The organism is Herbaspirillum camelliae (assembly GCF_001929405.1).
Lineage (GTDB): Bacteria > Pseudomonadota > Gammaproteobacteria > Burkholderiales > Burkholderiaceae_D > Herbaspirillum > Herbaspirillum seropedicae.
The window spans coordinates 2,631,721-2,658,254 of record NZ_KV880769.1; the positions used below are offsets into that span (position 1 = coordinate 2,631,721).

The following is a 26,534-nucleotide window of genomic DNA, read 5'->3' on the forward strand; positions in this document are numbered from 1 at the left end:
GCGGGGCCTACTCAGGTCGAACGGTGGTGGGGTGATTGCGTGAACGGCTCATTGGCGCCAACGCTGGCCGTTTGCCGTGCCGGATGACTAGACTCCCGTTCGGCCTGAGTAGCGGCGCAGCCGCGTATCGAAGGTTCACCGGCGGCGCAGCCCTCCGACAGGCGCAGGGCGAGCGGTCGTTGGCAATCGTGGACATTAACTCCCCGGCTTTTGCTGCCGTGCGACTTCCTTGCGCTTCATCGATAGATACTCTTCCCGCGTGAGCTCATGTAACTGCCGGGGATATTGCTCGGTCGCGCCATACCAGGCTGCCAGGCGCTTCTCCAGCCGCTCGCCGGCGGGCGCCTCCAGTGCGGCCAGGTAGGCATCGATGGCCAGGTAGTAGCGCATGGTGTTGCGCTCCACCGTGGCGCGGCTGCCCGAGACATACTGCGCCTGGCCATTGGCGTCACGCTTGACGACGCTGAAGCCGACCTTGTCGCGTCCCACCGTCATCAGGTAGGCGCGCAGGGCCAACCTGCTGGCCATGCCATAGGAATAGGCATAGCTGAAATGCAGGAAGGACCGCCGCTCGTCCAGCGGGATGGCCTCGATCTCGATGCGATAGTTGGAGGTGTCCAGCGGCCCCTTGTCGGCCAGCATCGAGGAGGAGAAATAGTCCGCCGCGCTGCTCCCGCCGTGGTAGCGCAGATCGACCCGGTAGGTGTCGTTGAGGTCCTGCTCGGTCTTCTTGCCGACCTGCATGCGCAGGGTGGTCTTGCCGCCTTCGCGCAGCAGTCGGCAGTACTTGGTGTTGAGGTGCAGGATCAGGATGTCGCACCAGTGGTCGGGACTGTCCAGCGCCTCGCGCACCTGGGCAAAGGGATAGGCCAGCACGGCGTAGATATCGCCCTTGACGGTGCTGTCCTGCTCACGCGAATTGAGATACAGCGGGCGCTGGTAGGCATTGTTGCTCAGTTCACCCTGCAGCTCTTCGTAACGGCTCTTCATGGCCGCCGCGCCGTTCTGGGGCTGGGTCTGGGCCTGGGTCTGCGCAGCACCACAGAGGGCCAGCGCCAGCGCGGCGCAGGCCATCAGGGGCCGTGACAGACGGGACAACGTGGATCGCAAACGGGACTCCTCTCTAGCCATTCAAGCATGCCAATTGAGCCAATTGAGCCAATTGGCAGGCGGCTACAGCAGCCGCGCCCAGACGCTGGCGCCGAATTCCTTCATGCGCTCGCTGATGGGGCGCTGCTCCCATTGTTCCTTTGTGATCTCCTTGGACGCGCCAAGATCCCGGTCGAACATGTCTTTGACTTGCACACCGAATTGCGGGCTCAGGATCACCGCGTTGATTTCCTGGTTGTAGACGAAGCTGCGCCAGTCCAGGTTGGTCGATCCGATGGTGGACCAGACGCCATCGATGAGTGCGGTCTTGGAGTGCAGCAGCGCATCCTGTCGCTCGTAGATGCGGATGCCCGCCTCCAGCAGTTCCTGGTAGAAGGAGCGCGAGGCGTACAGCACCAAGGACGAGTCGCTGTGCGAGGGCAGGATCAGGCGCACATCGACACCGCGCTTGGCCGCGTCCTTGAGCGAATCGCGCAATTGCGGGTCCGGCACGAAGTAGGCATTGGTGAGGTAGATGGCCTTTTCCGCATGCTGGATGGCGGAGATGAAGGTAGCGTAGATGACGCTGTAGGGATCATCGGGAGAACTGCCGATGGCGCGCACGATCTCGTTGCCAGCCGGCGCCACCGTGGGGAAGTAGCGATGATCGCCCAAGGCGGGACCGCGCTGCCTGTTCCAGGTATCGACGAAGAGCTTCTGGAATTCCAGCGCCACCGGGCCATCGATGCGCACCTGGGTGTCGCGCCAGGGAATCTGTTGACCCTCGGCATTGAGACGCGGCTTCTTCTTGCGGGTGCTGAAGGAACCGCTGGAATAGACGCTGCTGATGTTGATCCCGCCCACGAAGGCGGTCTTGCCATCGACCACCAGCAGCTTGCGGTGATCGCGCTGGTTGACTTCCCAGTCCTTGCGCAACTGGGTCGGGTTCAGCGGGTTGTATTCCAGCACCTGGATGCCGGCATCGATCATGGGCTGGAAGAAGGTGCGCGGCGTGTTGAGCGCGCCCACGCTGTCATACATCAGGTTGACCTGCACGCCCTTCTTCTGCATGGCGATGAGCAGGTCGGCGAACTGGCGGCCGACCTCGTCGTCTTCCATGATGTAGGTTTCCATGTTGATGTGGTAGCGCGCCGCCTGGATGGCCTGCTGCATGGAGGCATAGGTGGCCGGCCCGTCGATGAGCAGGGTCACTTTGTTGCCTGTGACCAGGGGCGAGCCGGTGATGGCGCCTTCGATGGCCACGTGCCGGTCCAGCAGGGTGTTGTCGGCGTTCTGGGCGCGCAGCTTCTCCAGCACGGCCTTGGATTGCGCCTCCGAGAGCACGCCGCGTCCGCCCTTCATCTGGATGGTGCGCGCCGACTGCGTGTCCATGTCGGGCACGATGGTGGGCAGCGAGCTGCATGACGAGAGCAGCGCCGACAGGCCAGCCAGTACGAGCAGGGTAGCGCACCAGCGCCTGGGCTTGATGTTCTTGTTGGTCATGGAAGATTCCCGGTTCTACGCCGCCATCGACCTTGACGCTGTCTCGCAGGGAGAGTAAGGCAACGCAGTGTCGATGAGTATATGCCGCAGCCTGGCGCCACGGCGCAGCCAGAGCGGCGAATCGGCGCTGTCCTACAACGGAAAGCGGGAGCTGCCTACAGGAAAGCCGGCGCGCTGTGGCGCCTATGCTGAAGGTGGGGAAGACGACGAAGGGGAGGGGCCACGCCCTCCCGGAGGGATTCAGTAGACGTCGCGGCGGTAGCGCTTCTGTTCGATCAGGTCTTGCAGACCCGTTTCGCCCAGGAGGCTGGTCAGCACCGCGTCCACGCCGGCGGCCATGCCATCGAGGCTGCCGCAGACATACAGCACCGCACCCTGGTCCAGCCAGTGGCGCAATTCGCTGGCGGCCTCGCGCAGGCGATCCTGTACGTAGATGCGGGCTTCCTGGTCACGCGAGAAGGCCAGGTCCAGGCGCGCCAGCTGGCCCTGCTGCAGCCAGGCTTGCAGTTCCTCGCGATAGAGGAAATCGTAACGTTCGTTACGTTCGCCGAACAGCAGCCAGTTGCGCGTGCCGCCCGCGTGGATGCGCTGGCGCAGATGGCCGCGCAGGCCGGCCATGCCCGAGCCGTTGCCGATGAAGATGGCGGGCGTGTCGGCGGACACTGGGGCAAAGCCGGCATTGTCCACCAGTCTGGCCTGCACGTGCGCGCCGATGGGGGCGTATTCGGTCAGCCAGCCGGAGGCCAGTCCCAGGCCATCTTCGTGCCGCTGCTGGCGCACCAGCAGTTGCACCGTGCCATCCTGCATGGCCGAGGCCACCGAATAGGAGCGCGCAGTGAGCGCCTGCAACTGTTGCGCCAGTGTCTGCGCATCGGCCGCTGCCTGCACCGGCAGTACGCTGCAGGCCAGTGCATCGGCCAGGCTGCAGCGCATGCCACGGCAGTGGACTTCGGTTGCGCCATCCAGCCCCAGGCGCTGCAGCACCAGGGCCACACGATCCGGCGCGTGGCGCGGCATCACTTCCAGCAGCGCACCGGCTTGCCATGCCGGCGCCGGCTGGTTGGTGTCGGCGCTCTGCAAGACCAGGTGGAAGAGCGGTTCGCCCTGGCTGCCGGCATTGAGATGGTGGCGCTCCACCAGCACCCATGAGGACCAGGCCGGGCTGCTGGCGGGCAGGAGATCGCTCACGGCGGCGTCCAGGCCATGGCTGGCCAGTTCGCTCTCCCACTTGCGCAGGGCCGCGGCGTCCATGCGGTCCACTTCCACCAGCGGGAACATCGGCTTGGCCCCGCACTGGCGCAGGCCATGGTCGAGCGTATGGCCGAAGCCGCAGAAGCTGGTGTAGTGGCGATCGCCCAGCGCCAGCACGGCATATTGCAGATGCGCCAGCGACTGGCCGGCGGCCTGGCGCAGGCGACGTTCGAAGCCGCGCGCGCTGTCGGGCGCGTCGCCCTCGCCGAAGGTGCTGGCGATGAGCAGCAGGCGGGGATGGTGGCGCAGCGTTTCGGCAGTGGTCTGGGCCAGCGCCTGCAGGGTCACGGCCACGCCGCTGCGGCGCAGGCGCGCTGCGGTATGCAGGGCGATGCGTTCGGCCTGGCCGGTCTGCGAGGCATAGGCCACCAGCAACTGGCCTCCGCCTTGCTGCTGCGGCTCTCCCAGGGCGGCGCGTTCGGCGCGCAGGGCGGCCTTCTTGCGGCGGCGGTCGAGGTAGAGCATCCAGCCGGTGATGCCGAAGAGCGGCATCATCAGACTGGCGATGGCCATGATGATGCGTCCGGGCAGGCCGAAGTAGGTCCCCATGTGCAGCGGATAGATGGCGGCGATGAACCTGCCGCCGGTGCTCTTGTCTTCGTAGCGTTCCAGCTGTCTGATCTCGCCGCTCTGTGGCAGCACCACCATGCGGCTGCGGGCGCGCTCATGCGGCGCGTCGTGGCCGAGGAAGAAGATCTGCAGCGGCTGCGTACCTTGTTCGGGCAGGCGCAGCTGTGCGCTCTGGTAGTCCGGCGCCTTGGCCAGGAAGGCGTTCCAGGCCTGGGTCAGTTCCAGGGTGACCGGGGTCTCGCTCTTTGGTGCGTCCTTTTTCTTGCCCTCGCCGCGCGCCATCGGGGCGCGACGGGTTTCGCCGGCCAGCGTGTTGACGCCGTCCTTGAACCAGTCCAGCGCCCAGTAGGCGCCGGTGGTGGCGAAGATCACGTACATCACCAGCGACCAGGTGCCGATGACCGAATGCAGGTTCCACAGCAGGGAGCGGCCCTGCAACTGGAAGTCCAGCCGCAGCCAGGCGCGCAGCGACAGCCAGCGGCGCGGCCAGCGCAGGTATAGCCCCGACAGCGCCAGCATCAGCAGGCACAGCGCCAGCGTCCCCAGGACGATCTTGCCGATCTCGGTGGGCAGCAGCAGCCAGCGGTGGAAGCGCTCGGTGAACTCGAAGAATTCCATGCCCGTCACCGGCGGCAGCAGTGCGCCGGTGTAGGGATCGACATAACGCGCCTGGCCGCGCCGCTCTCCCGGAGGCGGCGCGAACACCACGCGCACCGAAGCCCCGGGCTCGGCCGACAGGGTCATGGTGGTGATGCGGCGTTGCGGCTCTTCCTGGCGCAGTTTCTCCAGCACTTGCTGCGGCGTGAGCGTGGCTTGCTGGCGCACCTGGACGTGCATCACCCCCGGGCTGAGCAGATCCATGATTTCTTCACGGAAAGCCAGCAAGGCGCCGGTCACGCCGATGGTCATCAATACGGTGCCGGCGGTGATGCCGATGAACCAGTGGAGTTGGAACCAGATCTTCTTGAACATGCGATGGCTTGGCGGACGGCGGGCGTGAGGCCCTGTTGTTGTTCGGGGCCGGGCCGCAGCAGAGCGCGACCGGGGCTGGGTAAGCCCGGTATTATAAATCAAATGAAAATGATTCCCATTGGTATTCAGAGGCTTGCCACCACAGGGAATCGGAAGGATGCATTCAGTCCTGCATCATCCTCAACACCGTCCGCGTGAACGCACTTTGCCCGTCTGCCGCCACGTCGATGATGCTGAGGTGATGGGCCTGCGCGGCCTCGACCACTTCGACCTGGTGTCCTGATTGCCGCAGATTGGCGGCGTACACGTCGCGCTGGCGCAGGAATTCCTCGCTCTCCTGGCCGCCCGCGCACAGCACGGCGCGCACGCCGTCCGGCATGGACAGGAGCAGCGGGCTGGCCTGCAGGACGTCCGAGGGTGACAGGTGCAGGGCTTCGTTGAGATAGCTCAGCCGTATGGGTTCCAGGTCGTACAGCCCCGACAGCGCGCAGACGCCGCGCACCGGTGCGGCGCGCAGCGCGGCGATCACGCAGGCCAGATGCGCGCCGGCGGAATGACCCATGAGCCAGATGGCGTTGGCGTCCACGCGCAGGGCGGGGGCCTTGGCGTGCAGCAGGCGCAGCGCCCGGCCGCAGTCGGCGGCGATGTCGCCCATCCTGACCTGGGGCGCGAGGCGGTAATTGATCAGCGCCACATTGATGTCCTGCTCCAGATAGGGCAGGGCCAGATGGCTGAACTGGTGCTTGTCCAGCGAGCGCCAGTAGCCGCCGTGGATGAAGACCAGCAAGGGCCGTCCATTGCTGCGGGCGGGAAAGAAGTCGATGCTCTGCAGCATCTCTTCGCCGTAAGGCAGGTCGGCCAGGTGCGGATGGGCCTGGCGGGCGGCCTCGCCCTGCCGGGCAAAGCGGTCGAAGTAGTCCTGGAAATCCGGCACCCGGGCGCGCACGTTGTACTGCGCATCCAGTTCTTCAGAGGTGTAGTCGCGGTAGATCTTCATGGTCTCTCCTCCCCCCGGCGGGTTCTTATTCGGCGAAATGTTCCGAGATGAATCCGCGCAGCCAGACATTGCCTTCATCCTGGTTGTAGCGGCGGTGCCAGAACATATTGGTCTGCAACGAAGGCAGTCGCAGCGGCGGCTTGATATAGCGCAGCCCGAACGGGGCGGCGGCGCTCTCGGCGAGCTTGCGCGGCACCGTCACGACCAGGGCGGTGCTGCTGACAATATACGGCACGGCGGTGAAATGCGGCACACGAAAACGCACGCTGGGCAATATACCGGCCTTCTCCAGGTTCTGGTTGATGCGGTCGTAAGGGCTTTCCTGGGAAGACACCATCAGATGCTCGGCGGCAAGAAATTCCTTCAGGCTGACCTCGCCCCGTCCCGGCTTGTCCAGCGCATGGCCGATGCGGAACATGCTCACGTATTCCTGCCGGAACAGCCGGCGTTGGTACAGCGCTTCGGACAGATTGTCGAAGGCGCCAATGGCCAGGTCCACCCGGCCCGATTCCATTTCACTCTTCAGATCGATGGCGCCGGCGCGCACGGTGCTGATGCTCACGCCGGGCGCATGGCGCGCGCAGGCTTCGATCAGTGTGGGCATGAAATACACCTCGCCCACATCGGTCATGGCGATGGTGAAACGGCGTGTGCTGGTCTGCGGAGAAAAGCCTTCCTGCAGGTTCAGAGCCCGCGCCACCTGCTGCAATGCCGCAGCCACCGGCTCGGCCAGTTGCTCGGCGAAGGGCGTGGGCTGCATCCCTTGTGCGGTGCGCACGAACAGCTCGTCCTCGAAGCTGCGCCGCAGCCGCGCCAGGGCGTTGCTCACGGCGGGCTGCGACAGGCCCAGGCGGCGCGCCACGGAAGAGATCTGGCGTTCCTGGAACACTTCCTGGAAGACCACCAGCAGGTTGAGGTCGATATCACGCGGTTCGATGAGAGGCATGGTGCAATGCGCAAGGATGGGTATTATTCACGAAATGAATGGATCGTATTTTTGCATTTATATCGTAAAAGAAGGGCGATTGCACTACAGTGTGACCGCAACAAGAACAAGATCACGAGACGGCCCGCCCCCACGCTGCTGGTGCGGCGACGGCCCAGATAAAAAAACGTAGAGACAGACGAGGAGCAAGACCATGAGCATCCACACCAGTGGCGCTCTCCCCACGGTCAATGTGGACCAGGTGGTGGAGCAGGGCCGTTTTGGCGCTTTCCAGTTCGGCCTGCTGCTGCTGTGCGGCCTGTGCCTGATCATCGATGGCTTCGATGTGCAGGCCATGGGCTATGTCGCGCCGGCCATCATCGCCGACTGGGGCGTGAGCAAGGCCAGCCTGGGGCCGGTGTTCGGCGCGGGCCTGTTCGGCATGCTGCTGGGCTCGCTGGTGTTGACCCCGGTGGGCGACCATTATGGACGGCGTCCGGTGCTGATCCTCTCCACGCTCTTCTTTGCCCTGTGCATGCTGGTCACGCCCATGGTGACGACGCTGGACCAGCTGCTGGTGCTGCGCTTCATCACCGGCTTCGGCCTGGGCAGCATCATGCCCAATGCCATGGCGCTGGTGGGTGAGTTCAGCCCCTCGTCCTCGCGGGTCACGCGCATGATGCTGGTGTCCTGCGGCTTCACCGTGGGGGCGGCTGCAGGCGGCTTCGTCAGCGCTGCGCTGATCCCGGCCTATGGCTGGCATGCGGTGTTCTGGGTCGGCGGCGTGGTGCCGCTGGTGCTCGGACTGGCCATGCTGGTCTGGCTGCCGGAGTCGATCCAGTTCCTGGTGCTGCATCGCCGCCCGCGCACGCAGGTGGCGCGCTGGCTGCGCAAGCTCGACCCGGCCATCGTCATCGATGACAGGACCGAGGTGGTGGTCAAGGAAACCAAGGCCGAAGGCATGCCGGTGGCGGCGCTGTTCCGCGATGGCCGGGCCGGCGTGACGGTGCTGCTGTGGCTGATCAGCTTCATGAACCTGATCAACCTGTACTTCCTGTCCAACTGGCTGCCTACGCTCATCCGCGATGCCGGCTACTCGACCAGCATGGCCGTGCTGATCGGCACCTCGCTGCAGGTCGGCGGCGTGATTGGCACGCTGTCGCTGGGTCGCTTCATCCAACGCTTCGGCTTCACCCGCGTGCTGGGCAGCTGCTTCCTGCTGGCCTGCCTGTCCATCGCCTTGATCGGCAAGCTCGCCACCGTGCCGGCCTTGCTGTTTGTGGCCGTGATCGTCGCCGGATTCTGCATCGTCGGCGGACAGCCGGCGGTCAATGCGCTGGCCGGCACCTTCTATCCGACCACGCTACGTTCCACCGGCATCGGCTGGGCGCTGGGCATCGGTCGCATCGGTTCGGTGGTGGGCCCGGTGATCGGCGGCCAGTTGATTGCCCTGCAGTGGACCAATGCCTCGCTGTTCCTGGCCGCCGCTGTGCCGGCGCTGATTTCCGCGCTCACCATCGCGCGACTGCATCGTACTGCTCAAGGAGTGTCTGCATGAATACCGCTACCGATTTTTCCGTCAGCCACCACGTGCATACCCGTGGCTACCAGTCCGGCTTCGGCAATGAGTTCGCTACCGAGGCCTTGCCGGGCGCCTTGCCGGCGCATCAGAATTCTCCTCAGCGGGTGGCCTATGGGCTCTATGCCGAGCAGATCTCCGGCACCGCCTTCACCGCTCCACGCGGCCACAATCGGCGTTCCTGGCTCTATCGCATCCGCCCGGCGGCCATGCATCATCCCTTCGAGGCCATGCCGCAAGGGCTGCTGGTGAGCCGCTTCGATGAGGTCGCACCGCCCCCCAACCAGTTGCGCTGGGACCCGCTGCCCATGCCGACCGCACCCACCGATTTCATCGACGGCCTGGTGACCATGGCTGGCAATGGCTCGCCGCAGGCGCAGAGCGGTTGCGCCATCCACCTGTATGCGGCCAATTGCTCCATGACCGACCGCTTCTTCTATTCGGCCGATGGCGAACTGCTGATCGTGCCGCAGAGGGGCCGCCTGCAATTGCGCACCGAGATGGGCGTGATCGATATCGAACCGCAGGAGATCGCAGTCGTCCCGCGCGGCGTGCGCTTCCAGGTGCGGCTGCCTGACGGTGAGGCGCGCGGCTATATCTGCGAGAACTTCGGCGCGCTGCTGCGCCTGCCGGACCTGGGTCCGCTGGGTTCCAATGGCCTGGCCAACCCGCGTGATTTCGCCACGCCCCATGCCTGGTACGAAGACCGCGAGGGCGACTTCCAGCTCATCGCCAAGTTCGGCGGCCAGCTCTGGCAAGCGAAGATCGGCCATTCACCGCTGGATGTGGTGGCCTGGCATGGCAACTACGCCCCCTACAAGTACGACCTGCGGCACTTCAACACCATCGGTTCGATCAGCTACGACCACCCCGATCCGTCCATCTTCCTGGTGCTGCAATCGCAGAGCGATACGCCCGGCGTGGATACCATCGACTTCGTGATCTTCCCGCCACGCTGGCTGGCCGCCGAAAACACCTTCCGCCCGCCCTGGTTCCATCGCAACGTGGCCAGCGAATACATGGGCCTGATCACTGGCCAGTACGACGCCAAGGAGGGCGGCGGCTTTGTGCCGGGCGGCGGCAGCCTGCATAATTGCATGAGTGGTCATGGACCGGACGCCGCCACCTTCGAGAAGGCCAGCCGCATCGATACCAGCACGCCGAACAAGGTCGATCACACCATGGCCTTCATGTTCGAGACCCGCAACATCCTTTGCCCGACCCGCCATGCGCTGGCGTCGCCCGCCTTGCAGCGCGACTACCAGGATTGCTGGCTGGGCATCCAGAAGAACTTCAACCCGGAGCACCCATGAGCCTGTCTAGCCTGACCCTGAACGAAACCCACGACACCGAACTGCGCAGCTGGGTGCCCAGCGCCAATGCCGACGGCTGCCCGTTCCCGATCCAGAACCTGCCCTATGGCGTGTTCCGCCGCGCCGGTAGCGAGGAGGATTTCCGCGTGGGCGTGGCCATCGGCGACCAGATCCTGGACTTGCCCGCCGCGCAGTCCGCGGGCGCCTTCTCGGGCTTTGACGAAGCCACTCGCCAGGCCGCCCATGCGGCCTGCAGCGGTTCCCGGCTCAATGCGCTGATGGCGCTTACGCCTGCGTCCTGGTCGGCGCTGCGGCTGGCCTTGTCGCACCTGCTGCGCACCGCTTCGCCGCATCAGACCGAGCTGGCCGCCTGCCTGGTGCCGCAGGCCCAGGCCGAGTACGATGTCCCGGCCGCCATCGGCGACTACACCGACTTCTACACCTCCATCCATCACGCCACCACGGTGGGCAAGCTGTTCCGCCCGGATAATCCGCTGCTGCCCAACTACAAGTGGGTGCCCATCGGCTATCACGGACGAGTCTCTTCCATTGCCGTCTCGGGCCAGCAGTTCCCCCGTCCGCTCGGCCAGACCAAGGCGCCGGATGCGGATGCGCCCACCTTCGGCCCCTGCAAGCGGCTGGACTATGAGCTGGAAATCGGCATCTTCATCGGCGGCGGCAACGCCCTGGGCGAGCCGGTGCCCATGGAAGAGGCCGAGGACAAGGTGTTCGGCCTGTGCCTCTTGAACGACTGGTCCGCGCGCGATGTGCAGGCTTGGGAATACCAGCCGCTGGGGCCGTTCCTGTCCAAGAGCTTTGCCTCCACCATCTCGCCCTGGATCGTGACGCTGGAAGCGCTGGCGCCTTACCGTTGCAGCTGGAGCCGCCCCGACGGCGATCCGCAGCCGCTGCCTTACCTGGACGCGCCGACGCTGCGCACGCAGGGCGCCTTCGATGTGCAACTGGAAGTGCTGATCCAGACCGCTGCCATGCGCCAGGCCGGACAGCTGCCGCAGCGCCTGTCGCTGTCCAATTACCGCGATGCCTACTGGACCGTGGCGCAACTGGTGACGCATCACACCGTCAATGGCTGCAACCTGCGGCCCGGCGATTTCCTGGGCTCGGGCACGCTGTCCGGCCCCGCCCCGGACGAGGCCGGTTCGCTGCTGGAACTGACCACCGGCGGCAAGTCGCCGTTGACGCTGGCCAGCGGCGAGAAGCGCGTGTTCCTGGAAGATGGCGACACCATCATCCTGCGCGCCGTGGCCCGCCGCGACGGCCTGCCGCTGATCGGGTTTGGCGAGTCGGCAGGAACCGTGCTGCCAGCGCGCAGTCAGGGATGAAGGATAAGGGATAAGACAGAAGCTCCAGGAGAAAGCCAGACCATGACGACGCTCTACAGCTATTTCCGCAGTTCAGCCTCCTACCGCGTGCGTATCGCCTTGCATCTCAAGGGCCTGCCCTACGAGACCGTGCCGGTGCATCTGCTCAACCAGGGGGGCGAGCAGTTGCTGCCAGCCTTCACCGAGATCAATCCGCATGCCCTGGTCCCGGTGCTGGCCGAGGAGGGGCATTACGTGAGCCAGTCGCTGGCGATGCTGGAGCTGCTGGAGGAGCGTCACCCGACGCCCTCGCTCTTGCCCGGGGACGCTTTCCAGCGCGCCCACATCCGCGCGCTGTCGCTGGCCATCGCCTGCGATATCCATCCGCTGAACAACCTGCGGGTGCTGAAGTACCTCAAGCGTGAACTGGGTGTGGATGACGAGCGCAAGAACGCCTGGATCGCGCACTGGATCAATCTGGGCTTCACCGCGCTGGAGCGGCAACTGGCCGCCGATACCACGCGCGGGCATTTCTGCGTCGGTGATGCGCCGACCATGGCCGATTGCTGCCTGGTGCCGCAGATCTTCAACGCCCGCCGTTTCGAGGTGGACATGGCGCCGTATCCGACGCTATGCGCCATCGAGCAGGCCTGCCATGCCTTGCCGGCGTTCCAGCAGGCCCATCCGGCGCAACAGCCGGACGCGGCCTGAACAGCGCCAGGGCGCTCAGCCCTGGCTGCGGCGCGGCACCAGCAGATTGCCGGTCATGATCAGGACCGGCTCCTCGTGCTGGTTGTAGGTGGTCACGCGGTGATGGAGGAAGCCTTGCAGCGGCTTGGATTGCGAGGTCTTGATGCCCAGCACCTCGGCGTCGAGGCGCAGCGTATCGCCGGGGCGGGTCGGGCGCGGCCAGCGGAATTCATCGAAGCCCGCGCCGATCAGTCCGCCTTCGATGTTGAGCGTGTCCACCAGCAGGCGCATGGTCAGCGCCGCCGTATGCCAGCCGCTGGCGGCCAGGCCCTTGAAGAAGGTCTGCTGCGCGGCGGCTTCGTCGAGATGGAAGGGTTGAGGGTCGAACTGCGCGGCAAAGGCCTTGATGTCGGCGCTGTGCACGGTGAGGCTGCCCGGTGAACGGAACACCTGGCCGGGCAGGAAATCATCGAGATACTTGGGCTGCTCCACGTGTGCTCCCTGGTCCTAGTTATCGATACCGGATCGGCGTGCAGCGATAGGCTGCCGCTGTCCATCCAGTATAGCCAGAGAGTGGCCCTGCTGACGAGCAGGGCGGTGACGATCTTGCGTACGTCAGCCCTTGCAATGACCACCCCGCACCGGCGGGGTTTTTCATCGGCGGCCCGCAAAGGCGGCCAGCGCGCTCAGGAAGACTTGGACAGCTTGGCCAATTGTTGCGTCAGGTAGCTTTGGCGCGACTGCATGGTGGCCAGCGTGACGTTGAGGCGGTTGAACTGGTTGGTGTAGGTGTCCTTGAGATCCTGCAGACGTGAATTGGCCGCGGTCTGCTGGTCGGTCACGATCTTCAGGCTGTCCTGCAGCCCCTTGGTCTTGGACGCCAGCACGCCCGACTCGCCCAGGATGCCGTCCATGAGCTTCTGCAGCTTGGGCACCACGCCATTGGTGGCGGAGGTGAAGAGCTGGGTGATGCCGTCGAAGTCCTTGGTGGCGGCATTGGTGAGCTTGGTGGCGTCCAGCGCCAGGGTGCCATCCTTCTGGAAGCTGATACCGATCTGCGACAGGTTGGTCGAGCCGCTATCGCCCAGTGCGCCCAGCATGGTGTTGCGCACCTGGCCCATCAAGGCCAGCACCGACGATTCCGAGGCCAGCGGCGAACCCGTGCTGGCCTGGCCCTTGGTGGTGGACGGGGTTTGCTTGGTCAGGTTGGCCACGGCCTTGGCCAGCGTGTTGTAGGCCGTGACGAAGGTGTTGGCGGCAGTAGAGAGGCCGCTGGTGTCATTGTTGATCGACAGCGAGAAATTGTCCGCGCTGGTGGTGACCTTGCTCAGGTTCAGGGTCACGCCGGAGATCACGTTGGTGACCTTGTTGCTGGTGCTGGTTACGGTCACGCCGTCCACGGTCAGCTTGGCGTCTTGCGCCTTGGCCAGTTGGCCCATGGTGCTGCCGGCCAGGTCGCTGTAGTCGCCCGCGCCGGTCAGCTTGACCGCGTCCGTGCCGGTGGGGGTGAGCACCAGATGGTCCTTGGAGCCGTCATTGGTGATCGAGGCGGTCACGCCGGTGTTGGCGTCATTGATGGCCTTCATCACATCGTTGAGGCCGATGGCGCCGCTGCCGTCGAGGTCGGTGGGGTTGATGGTGAAGGATTTGCTGCCCACCTGCAGCGCCAGGCTGCCGCTGGAGTAGGTCTGGTTGGTCGCCACGCCCGTCGTGGTGATCGTGCCGCTGGGGTCGAAATTGAAGGCCGCGAAGTTGCCCGTGCCGGTCACGCGCAGGGTGTTGGCCGAGCCGCCGTCCTTGGCAGTGAGCACCAGGTGGTCATTGGTGCCATCGTTGACGATGGAGGCGTTCACCCCGGCATCGCTGGCATTGATGGCGTCGCGCACGCCGGCCAGGGAGTTGGTCTTGGGCTGGATGATGGCTGTAGAGCCATTGCCGGTCTTGATGGCCAGTACGCCGCTGTCGAAGGTGCTGCCCGGGGCGATGCCGGCCGAGCTGACCTTGACCGCCTGCGCCAGCTGGTTCACCGCGATGTTGTACTTGCCCGCCGCCGCCTTGCTGGCGTCGCGCGGAGCCTGGATCTGCGTGACCGTGCTGGAGACATTGGAAGAAGGGTCATAGGCCAGGCTGGAGAGGCTGTTGTTGGCCGTGATCTTGATGGTGTTGGCGGTGCCGCCGGTGTTCGATTCCAGCACCAGGTGGTCGCCGCTGCCGTCGGTGGTGATGGAGGCCGTCACGCCGGCCTTGGAGGCGTTGATGGCGTCACGCACCCCGGCCAGGGTGGCGTTGGCTTGCAGGGTGATGAAGGTGGGCTGGTTGGTGCCGACCTTGATGGCCACCGAGTCGCCTGCGTTGAAGGTCTGGCCGGCCGTGAAACCCGCCGATTGCAGCTTCTGGGCCAGCACCTTGGTCGATTCATCGGTGTTGGTATCGGCCGTGAAGGGATCGGTGGTCAGGTTGCTGCCGGTGCCGGCGTTGTTGAGCGTGGTCTTCTGGGCGCTGAAGCTGGCCGCCGTCAGGGTCTTGAGCGCGCTCTGGTAGCTGGTGAAGGCATTCTTGAGGCTGCCATAGGCCGAGATCAGCGTATTGAAGCTGCTCTCCTTGTTCTTCAGCGGCGTGAGCCGTGACTTGCTCTCGACCGAGATCAACTGGTTGACCAGCGTCGCAACGTCCAGCGGACCTGCCGACGTCGAAATGGTGCCTGTAGAAGTAGCCATGGTGGAGCCCCTGATGATGTTTTTATGATATGAAGCGCTGAGCTTGCCTCAGCATACCGCCGTTATCGGCAGGTCTTTACAAAAGTAAAGGGTGATTTTGCTGACTAATACTGACGTTTGTCTGGTCTTTTTGTGGAGATTTGATGGAGATGCGGGAATTTGTGCGTTCAACGCCAGCGGCTGCCTGGCACGGATAATCCCGTGCAGCGAGACAGTGTGGCCGATCTTGAGAACGCCGGACGGTGGATGGGCGGGACGGGAAGGAAGCGCAGCAAGGCAATGCGCGCCAGAGGCGGCGCGCCGGGCATCCGGCGGCCGTTGCCAGCCTCAGCTCTGGATGAACTTTTCCAGCGGGTAGTGATGCTTGACGAAGGGCGACTTGATGACGATGTAGCTGAAGTATTTCTCGATGCGCAGGTTCTGCTCCAGCAGCGATTCGATCACGCTCTGGTAATGCACCACGCTACGGGTCATGAACTTGAGCAGGTAGTCATAGCCGCCGCTGACCAGATGGCATTCGATGATCTCATCGACGTTGCGGATGGTGGACTCGAACTTGGCGAAGTCTTCGCGTCGATGGTCCGACAGCGTCACTTCGGTGAACACGATCTGTACATCGGCCAGTTTCTCCAGGCGGATGTAGGCGCCATAGCCGCTGATGTAGCCGGCCTTCTCCAGGCGCTTGACGCGGATCAGGCAGGGACTGGGCGAGAGGCCCACCGCGTCGGCCAGGATCACATTGGTGATGCGGCTATTCTGCTGCAGGTGACACAAAATCCTCAGATCGATCCGGTCCAGTTTCAACGCGCCGTTAGTCATCATGTTGCCTCGGGTTATTCGACTCAGCCTGCTGGCCTTGCCCGCGTATGGCACGCAGGCAAGGCCGGCAGGAGGTTGCAGGGCATTTTAACCCCTCCAGCCGCGATTTCCCCATCGGGATGGAGGCGATACTCGCATTGGCCGATTCAGCGCACGGCCTGGCGCACCTCGGGTTGGGCCAGCACTTCATCGAGGATGGCCTTCAGGCGCGCAAACATCAGCGCAAAGTCCTCTTGCGTGTAGCACAGCGCCGGCGCAAAACCGAGGATGTTGTCGCCGAAGGCGCGGAACACCAGCCCATGACGATAGGCCGCCTGGAAGATGCGATCATGCAGCTTCAGTTCCGGCGCGAAGCGCGCTTTCGTCTGCTTGTCGGCCACCAGCTCCAGCGCACCCAGGAGGCCACGGCTGCGGGCGTCGCCCACCAGCGGATGCGTCAGCAGGGCGCGCAGGCCGCCGGCAAAGACCGGTTCCAGCCGACGGCCATTGTCGAGCAGACCGCCTTCTTCATAGAGCCGCAGGACCTCCAGCGCCACCGCCGCGCTGACCGGGTGGGCCGAGTAGGTCTGGCCATGACCGACCACGGTGCTCATCGGCGCGCCATCGGCAATGCCGTTGTAGACGCGGTCTGACATCATCACCGCCCCCATCGGCGCATAGCCGGCGGTCAAGCCCTTGGCCATGGTCATCAGGTCGGGCTGCACATCTTCGTCCAGGCAGGCAAACATCGGGCCGGTGCGGCCAAAGCCGGTGATGACCTCGTCCACCACGAAGAGGATGTCCAGTTCGTTGCAGGCCAGCTGCATGGCCTTCAGCCAGCCCTTGGGTGGCACCACCACGCCACCGGATCCCTGGATCGGTTCGCAGAAGAAGGCCGCCACATTGTCCGCACCCAGTTCGGCGACCTTGTCGCGTAGCGATTGCACCGAGGCCGCGATGATCGCTTCATCGCCCTGCAGCGCGCTGCGGTAGGGATAAGGCGAAGGCAGGTAATGCTGGGTCGGCAGCGGCAGGTTGAAGTGGTAATGGAAGTTGGGCAGTGCGGTCAGGCCCGCACCCACCGAGGACGAACCGTGATAGCCGCGCTGCAGCGAGATGAAATGCTGCTTGCCCGGCTTGCCGATGGAATGGTGATAGTGCGTGATGTAGCGGATGGCCGCATCCACCGCATCCGAACCGCCGAGGGTGAAATAGACGTGCTGCAACGAGGCCGGGCTGATGTCCACCAGCTTCTTAGCCAGCAGGATGGCCGGTTCCGAGGCGAAGTGGAAATAACCGGTGGCGTAGGGTAGGCGCTGCATCTGCTCGGTGGCGGCGCGGATCACGCTCTCCTGGCCATAGCCGGTGTTGACGCACCACAGGCCCGAGAAGGCGTCCAGCAACTGCTTGTCCTGGTGATCGGTCAGGTAGGCGCCCTGGCCGGACTTGAGGATGATGGGACCCAGCTCTTCATGTTCGCGCAGGCTGGTGACGGGATGGATCAGGTGGCGGCGGTCGAGCGCGGCCAGGGCGGAAGTTTGCATAGAGAGGGGCTCGCTGAAGATGCGTTGAACAAGGCCGTGCAGGCTAACGGCACAACCGGCATGGCTTCTATGCTAGGTCCCCGGCCTCGCAGGCGATGCGCGAGATGCAGGGCTGAAAAAGCATCTTCATGGGTTTTGCGGGCGGCTTTGGCATTTTCTGCGGTCGCGTGCGCGCACTTCAGCCCAGCGCCTGGTTGACGATGGAGAACAGCTGCATGCCAGGGTCGCGCACCGGCGGCTCGCCCTTGCACATGCGCGTGACATGGTCCACGCAGGTCAGGCCCAGCTTGTCCAGCCAGGACGGCAGGCCGGTCGATTCGAAGACATCGAGGCGGATGAAGGAATCCGAATAGGTATTGATCCAATGCGCGATCAGACCCTTGGCGCGCTCGGCGTCGGGTGCGACCACCGGCCCGATCACGCGGCCATGGCCGAAGCGGCGCACCAGCGCAAAGCCCAGCATCTCGCCATCACGGTCCAGCGCCACGCCTTCGGACATCTCCAGCAGCGCCAGCAAGAGCTTGCCGCGATCCATGCCGGTGGCTTGCGCATCCAGCGCCAGCAGCCGCGGCACATCATTCTTGCCCATCGGCCGCACGCGCTCGCCCGGCGGCAGCGACACCAGCACCGGCTGCGCCGAGCTGCCCTGGAACTGGTGCAGCACATCCTGCTGCACGAAACCCAGCTGCTTGTAGAGCGGCATGCCGGCCGCCGTGGCGTTGACGATCAGGCTGTGCCCCTGGACCGCGCTGGCGGCCTGCTGCATCAGTCGCCGCCCCAGGCCGCGTCGCTGCAATTCGGCCTGCACCAGCAGCATGCCGATGACCGCGTGGTGTGCGCCATAGGGGGTGCAGACCACGCTGCCGACCACGCGCAGCGGCGCCTCCGCGTCCGTGTTCTCCAGCAGGTAGCCTTGTCCCCGCTGCAGCAGGAAAGTCCAGTCTTCCAGCCGGTGCGGCCACTTGAAGCGCAGCGAGAGCCGGTGGCAGTGAGCCAGGTCATCCGCTTCCATGGGGCGCAACAGCAGGTCGGGCAAGGGCGCGCGGACAGTCTGGGGATCATGGGTGGACGGCGCGGGCATGGGAGCTCCTGTTCGTTTCAATGAAAGGGACGGCGACAGCCAGGACCACTTAGAGCTGGCCCTGGCAAACGTATTTGGTATGCAGGTAATCGTCCAGGCCATGTACCGAGCCCTCGCGGCCATAGCCGGATTCCTTCACGCCGCCAAAGGGCGCGGCTTCGGCCGCCAGTGCGCCTTCGTTCACGCCCACGATGCCGCTTTCCAGCGCATCAGTGACGCGATGGATGCGCCGCACATCGGTGGAGTAGAAGTAGGCCGCCAGGCCGAAGGGCGTGGCATTGGCCGCGGCAATCACTTCCTCTTCGGTGGCGAAGCGGGTGATCGGGGCGACCGGGCCGAAGGTCTCTTCGCAGCTGCATTGCATCGCGCCGGTCACGTCGGCCAGCACGGTCGGCGCATAGTAGTTGTCGCTGCCCAAACCGGGACCCTGCAGCCGTTTGCCGCCAGTGATCACGCGCGCGCCGCGTGCGATGGCGTCGCGCACGTGCTGGTCGATCTTGGCGATGGCGCGGGCATTGATCATGGGGCCGATCTGCGAGGCCGGATCGGTGGCCGGGCCGACCTTCAAGGCGGCCACGCGCGCGCCCAGCTTGTCCACGAAGGCGTCGTACACCTTCTCCTGTACGTAGATGCGGTTGGGACTCACGCAGGTCTGGCCGCCGTTGCGGAACTTGGCCGCCATCACGCCATCGATGGCGGCGTCCACGTCCGCATCGTCAAACACGATGAAGGGCGCATTGCCGCCCAGTTCCAGTGAGAGCTTCTTGAGGGTGTCGGCCGAATGGCGCGCCAGGTGCTTGCCCACGGCGGTCGATCCGGTGAAGCTGATCTTGCGCACCCGCCCATCGGCCAGCCATACGTCCACCACCTCGGGCGTGCGCTCGCGCGAGGCGGTGACGATGTTGATGACGCCAGCGGGCACGCCCGCTTCCTGCGCCAGGCGGATCAGCGCCAGTGACGTCAGCGGCGTATCCTCGGCCGGCTTGCACACCACCGTGCAGCCTGCGGCCAGGGCAGGAGCGATCTTGCGGGCGATCATCGCAGCCGGGAAATTCCATGGCGTGATGGCGGCCACCACACCGACCGGTTCCTTCAGGGCCATCATGCGGCGGCCCGGGACGGGCGCGGGAATGATGTCGCCATTGGCGCGCGTGGCTTCTTCGCCAAACCATTCCACGTAGCTGGCGGCATAGGCCACTTCCCCCTTGGCTTCGGCCAGGGGTTTGCCTTGCTCGCGCGAGATCAGGCGGCCCAGGTCTTCCTGATGCGCCAGCAACAGATCGTTCCAGCGCTTGATGATGCCGGCGCGCTGCTTGGCCGGCGTGGCGCGCCAGGCCGGGAAGGCCGCCACGGCCGCCTCCACGGCGGCGCGGGCATCGGCCGCGTTGCCATCGGGCACAGTGGCGAACACCTGGCCGGTGGCCGGGTCGCTCACGTCGAGCTGGCGACCATCGGCCGCGCCGCGCCAGTCGGCGCCGATCAGTTGGGCGCCGGGCATGAGGTCCTGGCGTTGCAGTGTGAGAGAGGTCATGGTGAGCATTCAGCAAAAGTTAATGCAACAAGCAACAGACATTCATGGAAATTTAATGCAGCAAGTCGGACGTCATTACGCCAGCTTGTCCTTGAGCCGGTAGTACAGGCCGATCAACGGTAGGAACCAGGGTGGTCCGAAGTGACCGGGGATGGCCGGCCACTCGCGTTCGCACCAGGGGTTGGCCAGGGCGTCGCCGGCCATCACCTTGGCCATGCACTGGCCCATGTGCACTGACATCTGGGTGCCATGGCCGCTATAGCCCATCGAGTAATACAGGCCGTCGCGCTCGCCGGCCTGGGGCAGGCGGTCGCGCGTGACGTCCACCAGTCCGCCCCAGCAGTAGTCCAGGCGCACCTGGCCCAGTTGCGGGAAGGTCTCGTGCAGGCCGCGGCGCAGCACCTCGCCGCTGGCCGCATCGGACTGCGGACTGGAAATGGCAAAGCGCGCGCGTCCGCCGAAGACCAGGCGGGTGTCCGGCGTCATACGGAAATAGTGATGGATGTTGGCCACCGTGGTATAGGTGCGCTGGTGCTTCAGCAGCGCGACCGCGCGCTCGGCGCCCAGCGGTTCGGTGACCACGATGAAGCTGCCGATGGGCACGATGCGCCGACGCAGCCAGCCGAAGCTGCCATAGGCGCCATGGCGGCTGGCCCCCGTGGCCAGCAGCACCTGCCGCGCCAGCACCGCGCCGCGGGTGGTGTGCAGGCGATGGCCGTGGGTCTGGCCGATGCGTTCCAGGCGTCGCACCTCCGTGCCGGTATGGATGGCCGCGCCCTGGCGCTCGGCTGCCATGGCCAGGCCGTAGGCGAAGCGACCCATGTGCATCTGGCCGCTGCGCTTGTAGAGCAGTCCGCCGTGGAAGCGCTCGCTTTGGACTTCGGCCTGCACGCGCTGGGCGTCGAGGATCTCCACATCCAGGTCCACGCCATCGGCGATGAGCCGGTCCGCGCTGCGCTGCAAGGCGTCCATCTGATAGGGTTTGGTCGCCATCTTGAGCTTGCCGTGGCGCAGGAAATCGCAGTCGATCTGCTCTTCCGCGACCAGCCGCGCCACCGTATCGACCGCATCGTCATACGCGTGATACCAGGCGCGCGCGCGCTCCACCCCGACCTTGGCGGCGAGCTCGGCATAGTCCACCGCCAGGCCGTTGTTGACGTGGCCGCCGTTGCGACCCGAGGCTTCCGCGGCCACATGCGGGCCGGCCTCCAGCACGACTACCGAGGCCCCGCGTTTGGCCAGCGCCAGCGCCGCCGACAGGCCCGTGAAACCGCCGCCGACGATGGCCACGTCGACCTGCGCCGGCAGTTCGCGCGTGGGGGAAATGTAGAGCGGGGCAGAATCGGTCCAGTAGGATTCCAGCTTCATGGTCGGGGCTTCAGGCAAGTGGATGGGGCAGGGCGCGGGCGTCTGAGCCGGCGCAGCGCCTGACGCAGTTCGCCATGTCATCAAGGATAGGACGCATGGGCCAGAACGGTGACGCGAACTGCCCGTCGCCAGCGGCATGGCATGCCGTTGTGGCGGGGGCGTTCGGCATTTTGTTTGCCATGCGGCATCTCCGGGGCGGTAGAGGGGGAGGCGGATCAGTAGCCGCGCTGTCGGTCGATCAGGCCCAGCAAGGGCAGGCCTTCCCGATGGCGGCGCAGGTTCTCCAGCACCGCATCGACCGCGCCATCCGGCTGGGTCATGCTGGCGATATGGGGCGTGAGCACGATGTCCGGATGCGTCCAGAACGGGTGCCCCGGCGGCAAGGGTTCGACCTCGCACACATCCAGCACGGCGGCGCTGAGCTGGCCATCGTTGAGGGCGGCCAGCAGGTCGTCTTCCACCAGGTGGCCGCCGCGTCCGACGTTGATCAACGCCGCCCCGCGCGGCAACTGCGCAAACAGGTCGCGGCACAGCAGGCCGCGCGTATCCTCGGTCAGCGGCACCAGGCAGACCAGCACATCGGTGCGCGCCAGGAAGTCGCGCAGACCCGCGCCGCCGCTGTAGCAGTCGATGCCGTCGATCTGATGCACCGAACGGCTCCAGCCGGCGCAGGGAAAACCCAGGCCGTGCAGCTGCTGCAGCACCGCCCGCCCCAGCATGCCCAGTCCCAGCACGCCAACCCGGCAGGCCGAAGCCGGTCGCACGCGATGCGCCCGCCAGACCTGATCGCGCTGCTGGCGCGCATAGATGCGGCTGTCGCGATGCAGGCCCAGCACCGCGTGGGTGACGTACTGCACCATGCCGGCGGCGATGCCCGGTTCGGTCATGCGCACCACCGGCAGCGCCGGCGGCAGGGTGGACATGTCGAACTGGTCGATGCCGGCGCCCACCGAGAACAGGATTTCCAGCTTGGGGAAGCGCTCTGCGATATCGTCCGGCGGCGTCCATGCCGCCAGGTAGCGCACGCTGGCGCCGTCGCCCTCATGCGGCCAGATCTGGAAGGGCAGTTCGGGCGCCTTTTGCGCAAACAGTTGCGCCCATTCGGCCCCGCGCACCGGGTCGGCCTTGTAGAGAAATGTCATGGTGGAGATGGGCCGGCGGTCAGCCAAGCGCCTGGTTGATCATGGAATAGGTGCGCCACGGCGTGGCAGGCGAGGGCGGTGTGCCACGGCACATGCTGACCACGTTGTCCACGCAGGTGAGGCCGATCTCCTCCAGCCAGGGCTTGAGGCCAGTGCGGCCCGGCACGTCGATGCGCAGATAGGCGCCGGGATAGGCATCGACCCAATGCGCGATGAGCGCCTTGGCGTCTTCCACCTGGCTGGCGATCACCGGCCCGATCACGCGGCCCCGACCGAATTCGCGCAGCATGGCCACGCCCTTGACCTGGCCGGCCTGTTCCAGCACGGCCACGTCGGCCGTGGCCAGCAGCGGCTGCAGCAGCGTGCTGCGGTCCATGCCGCTGGCCTGGCGATCCAGCGCCAGGAAGGCCGGCGCTTCTTCCTTGCGCAGCGGGCGGATGCGGGCATCGGCGGCCAGCGCTGGCTGGGCGCGGGCAGAGGTGCTCTGGTGCTGGCTCAGGGTATCGGTGACGGCGAAGCCCAGCTTTTCATAGAGCGGGCGTCCGGCGTCGGTGGCGTTGAGGATGACGTTGCGCGATCCGGCATCCTGCAGCAGGCGCTGCATCATGGCCCGGCCCAGGCCACGGCCTTGCAGCGCATCGGCAATGATGACCAGGCCCAGCGAGGCGTAATCCTCGCCCAGCGGGCAGAGCATGCCGCTGCCGGCCACGCTGCGCGTGCCGTCGGGCTGTTCCAGCTCGACCGCCCAGCTGCTGCTGACCTGGTGGTGGAACTGCCAGTCCGCCAGGCGGTGCGGCCAGTGCAGATGAAGGCTCATGGCGTGGCAGCTGGCCAGGTCCTCGGGGCGCATGGGGCGCAGCGTGGTCTGGGCGGCCTGCCCGGCCATGAGGGTGCTTTCGGTATGCATGAAGCGTGTCCTTGTCAATACGATGATGACGGCGATGAAGCCGATGAAGCCGATGAACTCAAACGGCAGCCAAGACCTGCCGCCGGTAAATCATATAAAACGATATCAAACGATATAAAACGTTTGGATCATTGCGCCTTCACGACGCGCTGCGCTGGTCAGGTACACAGACCGACCCCAGCGCTACCCCAGCGATGATGCACCCGGCGCGACGCAGAACGGCAGTCTTCCCATGCGTTAATTCGCAATCTTATGGCGATCTGCCCCCTCTTCTCGGCACAAAATTGGGCGGCGTCGGCATTAGCATGGAGCAGCCCGCAGACGCTGGTCCGCAGTGCCCGTAGGCGGCGCAGGCCTGTACCGATGGGGCCTTGCCGGTGGATACGATCCGCACCAAGTTGGTGAAATCGCCCCAAAGCAGCGCACCCGGATCGCATTGCTGCACTGCTCGGCAAGCTATGCTGATTGGGCCGTCCAAAACACATATTTCTGTTTCGCGACCCGGTCAAAAAGGAATAAATCGCAAGTTTCGCTATGTTGTAATCCTCCTCATGCACTGAACCGCAATCACGCAAACGAGCAGCATCCAGCGCAGGGCCGACAGGTGATGCGCCCCCTTTTTTTGACAGGACGACTTTCCATGAGCACTTTCAAGCCCAAGTTCATTACCTTCGATTGCTACGGCACCCTGACCCGTTTCCAGATGGCGGAAACCGCACAGAAGATCTACGCCGACCGTATCTCTGCCGAAGACATGCCCTTCTTCCTGCGCCAGTTCGCCGCCTACCGCCTCGATGAAGTGCTGGACCAGTGGAAGCCCTACGAGCAGGTCTGCAAGAACGCCATCACCCGCACCTGCGCACGCTGGGGCATCCAGACCAACGACGAGGAAACCGGCGCCTTCTACAAGGCCGTGCCGACCTGGGGGCCGCATGCCGACGTGCCAGCGGGCCTGTCCAAGGTGGCCAAGGAATTCCCGCTGGTGATCTTCTCCAATGCCGACGACAGCCAGATCATGCACAACGTCGAACAGCTGGGCGCGCCCTTCCACAAGGTCTTCACCGCCCAGCAGGCCCAGGCCTACAAGCCGCGCCTGCGCGCCTTCGAATACATGCTCGACAACCTGAACTGCAATCCGGAAGACGTGCTGCACGTCTCCTCCAGCCTGCGTTACGACCTCATGCCGGCCGCCGACATGGGGATCAAGAACAAGGTCTTCGTCGCGCGCGGCCATGAACCTTCCACACCCTTCTACGGCTACACCGAGATCAAGGATATCTCTGGCCTGCCGGGCGTGCTCGGTCTGTAAGTGTAGGGGGCTGTCGCTGCCGTCAGCACTCGCCGTCCCTCCTTGCCTGCTGGTATCAAGCTTGCAAGGAGGTGATGCCCGAGCAACAGGCGGCGGGGCAGCCGGTGGTCTTCGTGGTTGAACTTTTATCGTGAGGCATTTCATGAGCAAGCAGGAAAACGGACGTCACCCCCAAGAGGGTTCCATCATCACCGGCGACACACCGGAACACGCCCAAGGCGGCTTCACCCGCCGCGACATGATGCGCACCCTGCTGGCCGGCAGCCTCATGACCGTAGGCGGCACGGGCCTGCTCACGGCCAGCGGCAGCGTCATGGCCCAGACCGGCAAGCGCGGCGGCAAGATGCGCATCGCCACCCAGACCAGTTCCACCGCCGATACCCTGGACCCCGCCAAGACCGCGCATTCCACCGACTACACCCGCGTACACATGTTCTACAACGGCCTGACCAAGCTCGATAGCAAGCTCGCACCGCAGATGGTGCTGGCCGAGGAAATGCTGACCACCGACGCCATCACCTGGACCGTCAAGCTGAGAAAGGGCGTGGTCTTCCACGATGGCAAGCCGCTCACGCCGGCCGACGTGGTCTACTCGATCATGCGCCACAAGGATCCGGCCACCGCTTCCAAGGTCAAGGTCGTGGCCGACCAGTTCGAATCGGTCAAGGCCACCGGCCCCAACGAAGTGCAGATCAAGCTCACCAGCGCTAATGCTGACTTGCCGGTGATCCTGGCGACCGCGCAATTCCTTATCATCCGTGACGGCACCACCAATTTCAGCACGCCCAATGGCACCGGCGCGTTCAAGCTCAAGGAGTTCACCCCGGGCGTGCGCACCATTGGCGTACGCAACGAGAATTACTGGAAGCCGGGCCTGCCCTATCTGGACGAGGTGGAACTGTTCGGCATTCCCGACGAAGCCGCGCGCGTCAATGCACTGCTCTCCGGCGACGTGCACTGGATCAACGACGTCAATTCCCGCTCCACCGGCCGCGTCAAGAACACGCCGGGATACACCGTCATGGAAACCAAGTCGGGCCAGTACACCGACCTGGTGATCCGCCAGGACGTGGCGCCCGGCAACAGCATGGATTTCACGCTGGGCATGAAGTACCTGCTGGACCGCGAGCAGATCAAGATGGCTGCCTTCCGTGGCTACGCCGTCATCGCCAACGACCAGCCCATCGACCCCACCAACCGCTTCTACTTCGCCGGCCTGCCGCAGCGTCCCTACGATCCGGACAAGGCCAAGTTCCACCTGGGCAAGGCCGGCGTGCTGGGCAGCACCATCCCCATCGTGGCCTCGGTGGCCGCGACCGGCTCGGTGGACATGGCCGTGCTGATGCAGCAGAGCGCCGCCAAGATCGGCCTGAAGCTGGATGTCAAGCGCGTGCCGGCGGACGGTTACTGGTCCAACCAGTGGATGAAGGTGCCGGTCGGCTTTGGCAACATCAACCCGCGTCCTAGTGCCGACATCCTGCTGACCCAGTTCTTCAAGTCGGATGCGCAGTGGAATGAGTCGGGCTGGAAGAATCCGCAGTTCGACCAACTGGTGGTGGCGGCGCGCGGCGAGACCGACTTCACCAAGCGTAAGGCCATGTACGCCGACCTGCAGACCATGATCCACGAGAAGTGCGGCCTGGGCATCCCGGTCTTCATCATCAACCTGGAAGGCATGAGCACCAAGGTCAAGGGGATCGATCCGGTGCCGCTGGGGGCGTTCATGAACTACACCTGTGCGGAGTACGTCTGGCTGGACGCGTGAGTGCGGGAATTGGCTTGCCTTTGCGATTCGTTCACCGTTCGTACTGAGTAGGCCCGAAAGGGCCGTATCGAAGGCGCGACGTCGGTGCGCCTTCGATACGCGGCGATGCCGCTACTCAGTCCGAACGGGATGAGAGGGTGGCAATCGTGTATGTACATGCG

At 65.0% G+C, this 26,534-nt stretch carries 20 protein-coding genes; 6 read left to right on the forward strand and 14 right to left on the reverse strand.

Annotated elements, in window-relative coordinates; translation table 11 throughout:
* Nucleotides 1-195: 195 nt before the first annotated feature.
* From BGK68_RS11670 to BGK68_RS11690, 5 genes are all read right to left on the reverse strand, one after another.
* Entirely contained in the window at nucleotides 196-1,131 is a 936-nt protein-coding gene (locus tag BGK68_RS11670) for a hypothetical protein (protein WP_075257237.1), read from the reverse strand.
* A gap of 42 nt (nucleotides 1,132-1,173) precedes the next feature.
* Nucleotides 1,174-2,592, reverse strand: coding sequence for a cardiolipin synthase (gene cls, locus BGK68_RS11675; RefSeq protein ID WP_075257238.1), 1,419 nt, complete (start codon nucleotides 2,590-2,592; stop codon nucleotides 1,174-1,176).
* Between the two features lie 240 nt (nucleotides 2,593-2,832).
* Nucleotides 2,833-5,385, reverse strand: a complete 2,553-nt coding sequence (locus BGK68_RS11680) for a sulfite reductase flavoprotein subunit alpha (RefSeq protein WP_075257239.1) — start codon at nucleotides 5,383-5,385, stop codon at nucleotides 2,833-2,835.
* A gap of 163 nt (nucleotides 5,386-5,548) precedes the next feature.
* Nucleotides 5,549-6,382 (reverse strand): alpha/beta hydrolase, encoded by an 834-nt coding sequence (locus BGK68_RS11685; protein WP_075257240.1) that lies wholly within the window; start codon nucleotides 6,380-6,382, stop codon nucleotides 5,549-5,551.
* Nucleotides 6,383-6,407: 25 nt separating this feature from the next.
* Nucleotides 6,408-7,328 (reverse strand): LysR family transcriptional regulator, encoded by a 921-nt coding sequence (locus BGK68_RS11690; protein ID WP_075257241.1) that lies wholly within the window; start codon nucleotides 7,326-7,328, stop codon nucleotides 6,408-6,410.
* A 193-nt stretch (nucleotides 7,329-7,521) separates the two neighbouring features.
* Between BGK68_RS11690 and BGK68_RS11695 the strand changes: the two genes are divergently transcribed.
* Genes BGK68_RS11695 through maiA form a run of 4 tightly spaced genes read left to right on the forward strand, consistent with a single transcriptional unit; the run spans nucleotide 7,522 to nucleotide 12,232 of the window.
* Nucleotides 7,522-8,865, forward strand: coding sequence for an MFS transporter (locus BGK68_RS11695; RefSeq protein ID WP_075257242.1), 1,344 nt, complete (start codon nucleotides 7,522-7,524; stop codon nucleotides 8,863-8,865).
* On the forward strand, nucleotides 8,862-10,199 hold the full coding sequence (gene hmgA / locus BGK68_RS11700; protein WP_075257243.1) for a homogentisate 1,2-dioxygenase: 1,338 nt from the start codon (nucleotides 8,862-8,864) through the stop codon (nucleotides 10,197-10,199). The genes BGK68_RS11695 and hmgA overlap by 4 nt, the downstream gene beginning before the upstream one ends.
* Nucleotides 10,196-11,542: a fumarylacetoacetase gene (gene fahA, locus BGK68_RS11705; RefSeq protein WP_075257244.1), complete on the forward strand. Its 1,347-nt coding sequence runs from the start codon at nucleotides 10,196-10,198 to the stop codon at nucleotides 11,540-11,542. The genes hmgA and fahA overlap by 4 nt, the downstream gene beginning before the upstream one ends.
* Before the next feature lie 42 nt (nucleotides 11,543-11,584).
* Nucleotides 11,585-12,232 (forward strand): maleylacetoacetate isomerase, encoded by a 648-nt coding sequence (maiA, locus tag BGK68_RS11710; RefSeq protein ID WP_075257245.1) that lies wholly within the window; start codon nucleotides 11,585-11,587, stop codon nucleotides 12,230-12,232.
* A gap of 15 nt (nucleotides 12,233-12,247) precedes the next feature.
* Here maiA and BGK68_RS11715 read toward each other — a convergent pair whose 3' ends face one another.
* The 9 genes from BGK68_RS11715 to BGK68_RS11755 form a co-directional block, all read right to left on the reverse strand.
* On the reverse strand, nucleotides 12,248-12,703 hold the full coding sequence (locus BGK68_RS11715) for a MaoC family dehydratase (protein WP_075257246.1): 456 nt from the start codon (nucleotides 12,701-12,703) through the stop codon (nucleotides 12,248-12,250).
* Nucleotides 12,704-12,897: 194 nt separating this feature from the next.
* On the reverse strand, nucleotides 12,898-14,928 hold the full coding sequence (gene fliD, locus BGK68_RS11720; protein ID WP_075257247.1) for a flagellar filament capping protein FliD: 2,031 nt from the start codon (nucleotides 14,926-14,928) through the stop codon (nucleotides 12,898-12,900).
* 327 nt (nucleotides 14,929-15,255) lie between these two features.
* Entirely contained in the window at nucleotides 15,256-15,750 is a 495-nt protein-coding gene (locus tag BGK68_RS11725; protein WP_013233150.1) for an Lrp/AsnC family transcriptional regulator, read from the reverse strand.
* A 143-nt stretch (nucleotides 15,751-15,893) separates the two neighbouring features.
* Nucleotides 15,894-17,270: an aspartate aminotransferase family protein gene (locus tag BGK68_RS11730; protein WP_075257248.1), complete on the reverse strand. Its 1,377-nt coding sequence runs from the start codon at nucleotides 17,268-17,270 to the stop codon at nucleotides 15,894-15,896.
* A gap of 178 nt (nucleotides 17,271-17,448) precedes the next feature.
* Complete coding sequence (locus tag BGK68_RS11735; protein WP_075257249.1) at nucleotides 17,449-18,351, reverse strand: GNAT family N-acetyltransferase; 903 nt, start codon at nucleotides 18,349-18,351, stop codon at nucleotides 17,449-17,451.
* 49 nt (nucleotides 18,352-18,400) lie between these two features.
* Nucleotides 18,401-19,882: an NAD-dependent succinate-semialdehyde dehydrogenase gene (locus tag BGK68_RS11740; RefSeq protein WP_075259798.1), complete on the reverse strand. Its 1,482-nt coding sequence runs from the start codon at nucleotides 19,880-19,882 to the stop codon at nucleotides 18,401-18,403.
* 75 nt (nucleotides 19,883-19,957) lie between these two features.
* The gene (locus BGK68_RS11745) at nucleotides 19,958-21,250 is read right to left on the reverse strand and encodes an NAD(P)/FAD-dependent oxidoreductase (RefSeq protein ID WP_075257250.1); all 1,293 of its coding nucleotides are present in this window, start codon (nucleotides 21,248-21,250) and stop codon (nucleotides 19,958-19,960) included.
* A 215-nt stretch (nucleotides 21,251-21,465) separates the two neighbouring features.
* Nucleotides 21,466-22,392 (reverse strand): 2-hydroxyacid dehydrogenase, encoded by a 927-nt coding sequence (locus BGK68_RS11750; RefSeq protein ID WP_075259799.1) that lies wholly within the window; start codon nucleotides 22,390-22,392, stop codon nucleotides 21,466-21,468.
* A 19-nt stretch (nucleotides 22,393-22,411) separates the two neighbouring features.
* Nucleotides 22,412-23,299: a GNAT family N-acetyltransferase gene (locus tag BGK68_RS11755; RefSeq protein WP_075257251.1), complete on the reverse strand. Its 888-nt coding sequence runs from the start codon at nucleotides 23,297-23,299 to the stop codon at nucleotides 22,412-22,414.
* A gap of 640 nt (nucleotides 23,300-23,939) precedes the next feature.
* Here BGK68_RS11755 and BGK68_RS11760 point away from each other — a divergent pair.
* Both BGK68_RS11760 and BGK68_RS11765 read left to right on the forward strand, forming a co-directional pair.
* Complete coding sequence (locus BGK68_RS11760; RefSeq protein ID WP_075257252.1) at nucleotides 23,940-24,608, forward strand: haloacid dehalogenase type II; 669 nt, start codon at nucleotides 23,940-23,942, stop codon at nucleotides 24,606-24,608.
* A gap of 142 nt (nucleotides 24,609-24,750) precedes the next feature.
* The gene (locus tag BGK68_RS11765; protein ID WP_075257253.1) at nucleotides 24,751-26,373 is read left to right on the forward strand and encodes an ABC transporter substrate-binding protein; all 1,623 of its coding nucleotides are present in this window, start codon (nucleotides 24,751-24,753) and stop codon (nucleotides 26,371-26,373) included.
* The last annotated feature ends 161 nt before the right edge of the window (nucleotides 26,374-26,534 follow it).

Excerpts from the sequence above, each read along its gene's own strand:
- BGK68_RS11670 (WP_075257237.1), bottom strand. The coding sequence starts at position 1,131 with ATGGCTAGAGAGGAGTCCCGTTTGCGATCCACGTTGTCCCGTCTGTCA.
- cls (WP_075257238.1), bottom strand. The coding sequence starts at position 2,592 with ATGACCAACAAGAACATCAAGCCCAGGCGCTGGTGCGCTACCCTGCTC.
- BGK68_RS11680 (WP_075257239.1), bottom strand. The coding sequence starts at position 5,385 with ATGTTCAAGAAGATCTGGTTCCAACTCCACTGGTTCATCGGCATCACC.
- BGK68_RS11685 (WP_075257240.1), bottom strand. The coding sequence starts at position 6,382 with ATGAAGATCTACCGCGACTACACCTCTGAAGAACTGGATGCGCAGTAC.
- BGK68_RS11690 (WP_075257241.1), bottom strand. The coding sequence starts at position 7,328 with ATGCCTCTCATCGAACCGCGTGATATCGACCTCAACCTGCTGGTGGTC.
- BGK68_RS11695 (WP_075257242.1), top strand. The coding sequence starts at position 7,522 with ATGAGCATCCACACCAGTGGCGCTCTCCCCACGGTCAATGTGGACCAG.
- hmgA (WP_075257243.1), top strand. The coding sequence starts at position 8,862 with ATGAATACCGCTACCGATTTTTCCGTCAGCCACCACGTGCATACCCGT.
- fahA (WP_075257244.1), top strand. The coding sequence starts at position 10,196 with ATGAGCCTGTCTAGCCTGACCCTGAACGAAACCCACGACACCGAACTG.
- maiA (WP_075257245.1), top strand. The coding sequence starts at position 11,585 with ATGACGACGCTCTACAGCTATTTCCGCAGTTCAGCCTCCTACCGCGTG.
- fliD (WP_075257247.1), bottom strand. The coding sequence starts at position 14,928 with ATGGCTACTTCTACAGGCACCATTTCGACGTCGGCAGGTCCGCTGGAC.
- BGK68_RS11725 (WP_013233150.1), bottom strand. The coding sequence starts at position 15,750 with ATGATGACTAACGGCGCGTTGAAACTGGACCGGATCGATCTGAGGATT.
- BGK68_RS11730 (WP_075257248.1), bottom strand. The coding sequence starts at position 17,270 with ATGCAAACTTCCGCCCTGGCCGCGCTCGACCGCCGCCACCTGATCCAT.
- BGK68_RS11735 (WP_075257249.1), bottom strand. The coding sequence starts at position 18,351 with ATGCCCGCGCCGTCCACCCATGATCCCCAGACTGTCCGCGCGCCCTTG.
- BGK68_RS11740 (WP_075259798.1), bottom strand. The coding sequence starts at position 19,882 with ATGACCTCTCTCACACTGCAACGCCAGGACCTCATGCCCGGCGCCCAA.
- BGK68_RS11745 (WP_075257250.1), bottom strand. The coding sequence starts at position 21,250 with ATGAAGCTGGAATCCTACTGGACCGATTCTGCCCCGCTCTACATTTCC.
- BGK68_RS11750 (WP_075259799.1), bottom strand. The coding sequence starts at position 22,392 with ATGACATTTCTCTACAAGGCCGACCCGGTGCGCGGGGCCGAATGGGCG.
- BGK68_RS11755 (WP_075257251.1), bottom strand. The coding sequence starts at position 23,299 with ATGCATACCGAAAGCACCCTCATGGCCGGGCAGGCCGCCCAGACCACG.
- BGK68_RS11760 (WP_075257252.1), top strand. The coding sequence starts at position 23,940 with ATGAGCACTTTCAAGCCCAAGTTCATTACCTTCGATTGCTACGGCACC.
- BGK68_RS11765 (WP_075257253.1), top strand. The coding sequence starts at position 24,751 with ATGAGCAAGCAGGAAAACGGACGTCACCCCCAAGAGGGTTCCATCATC.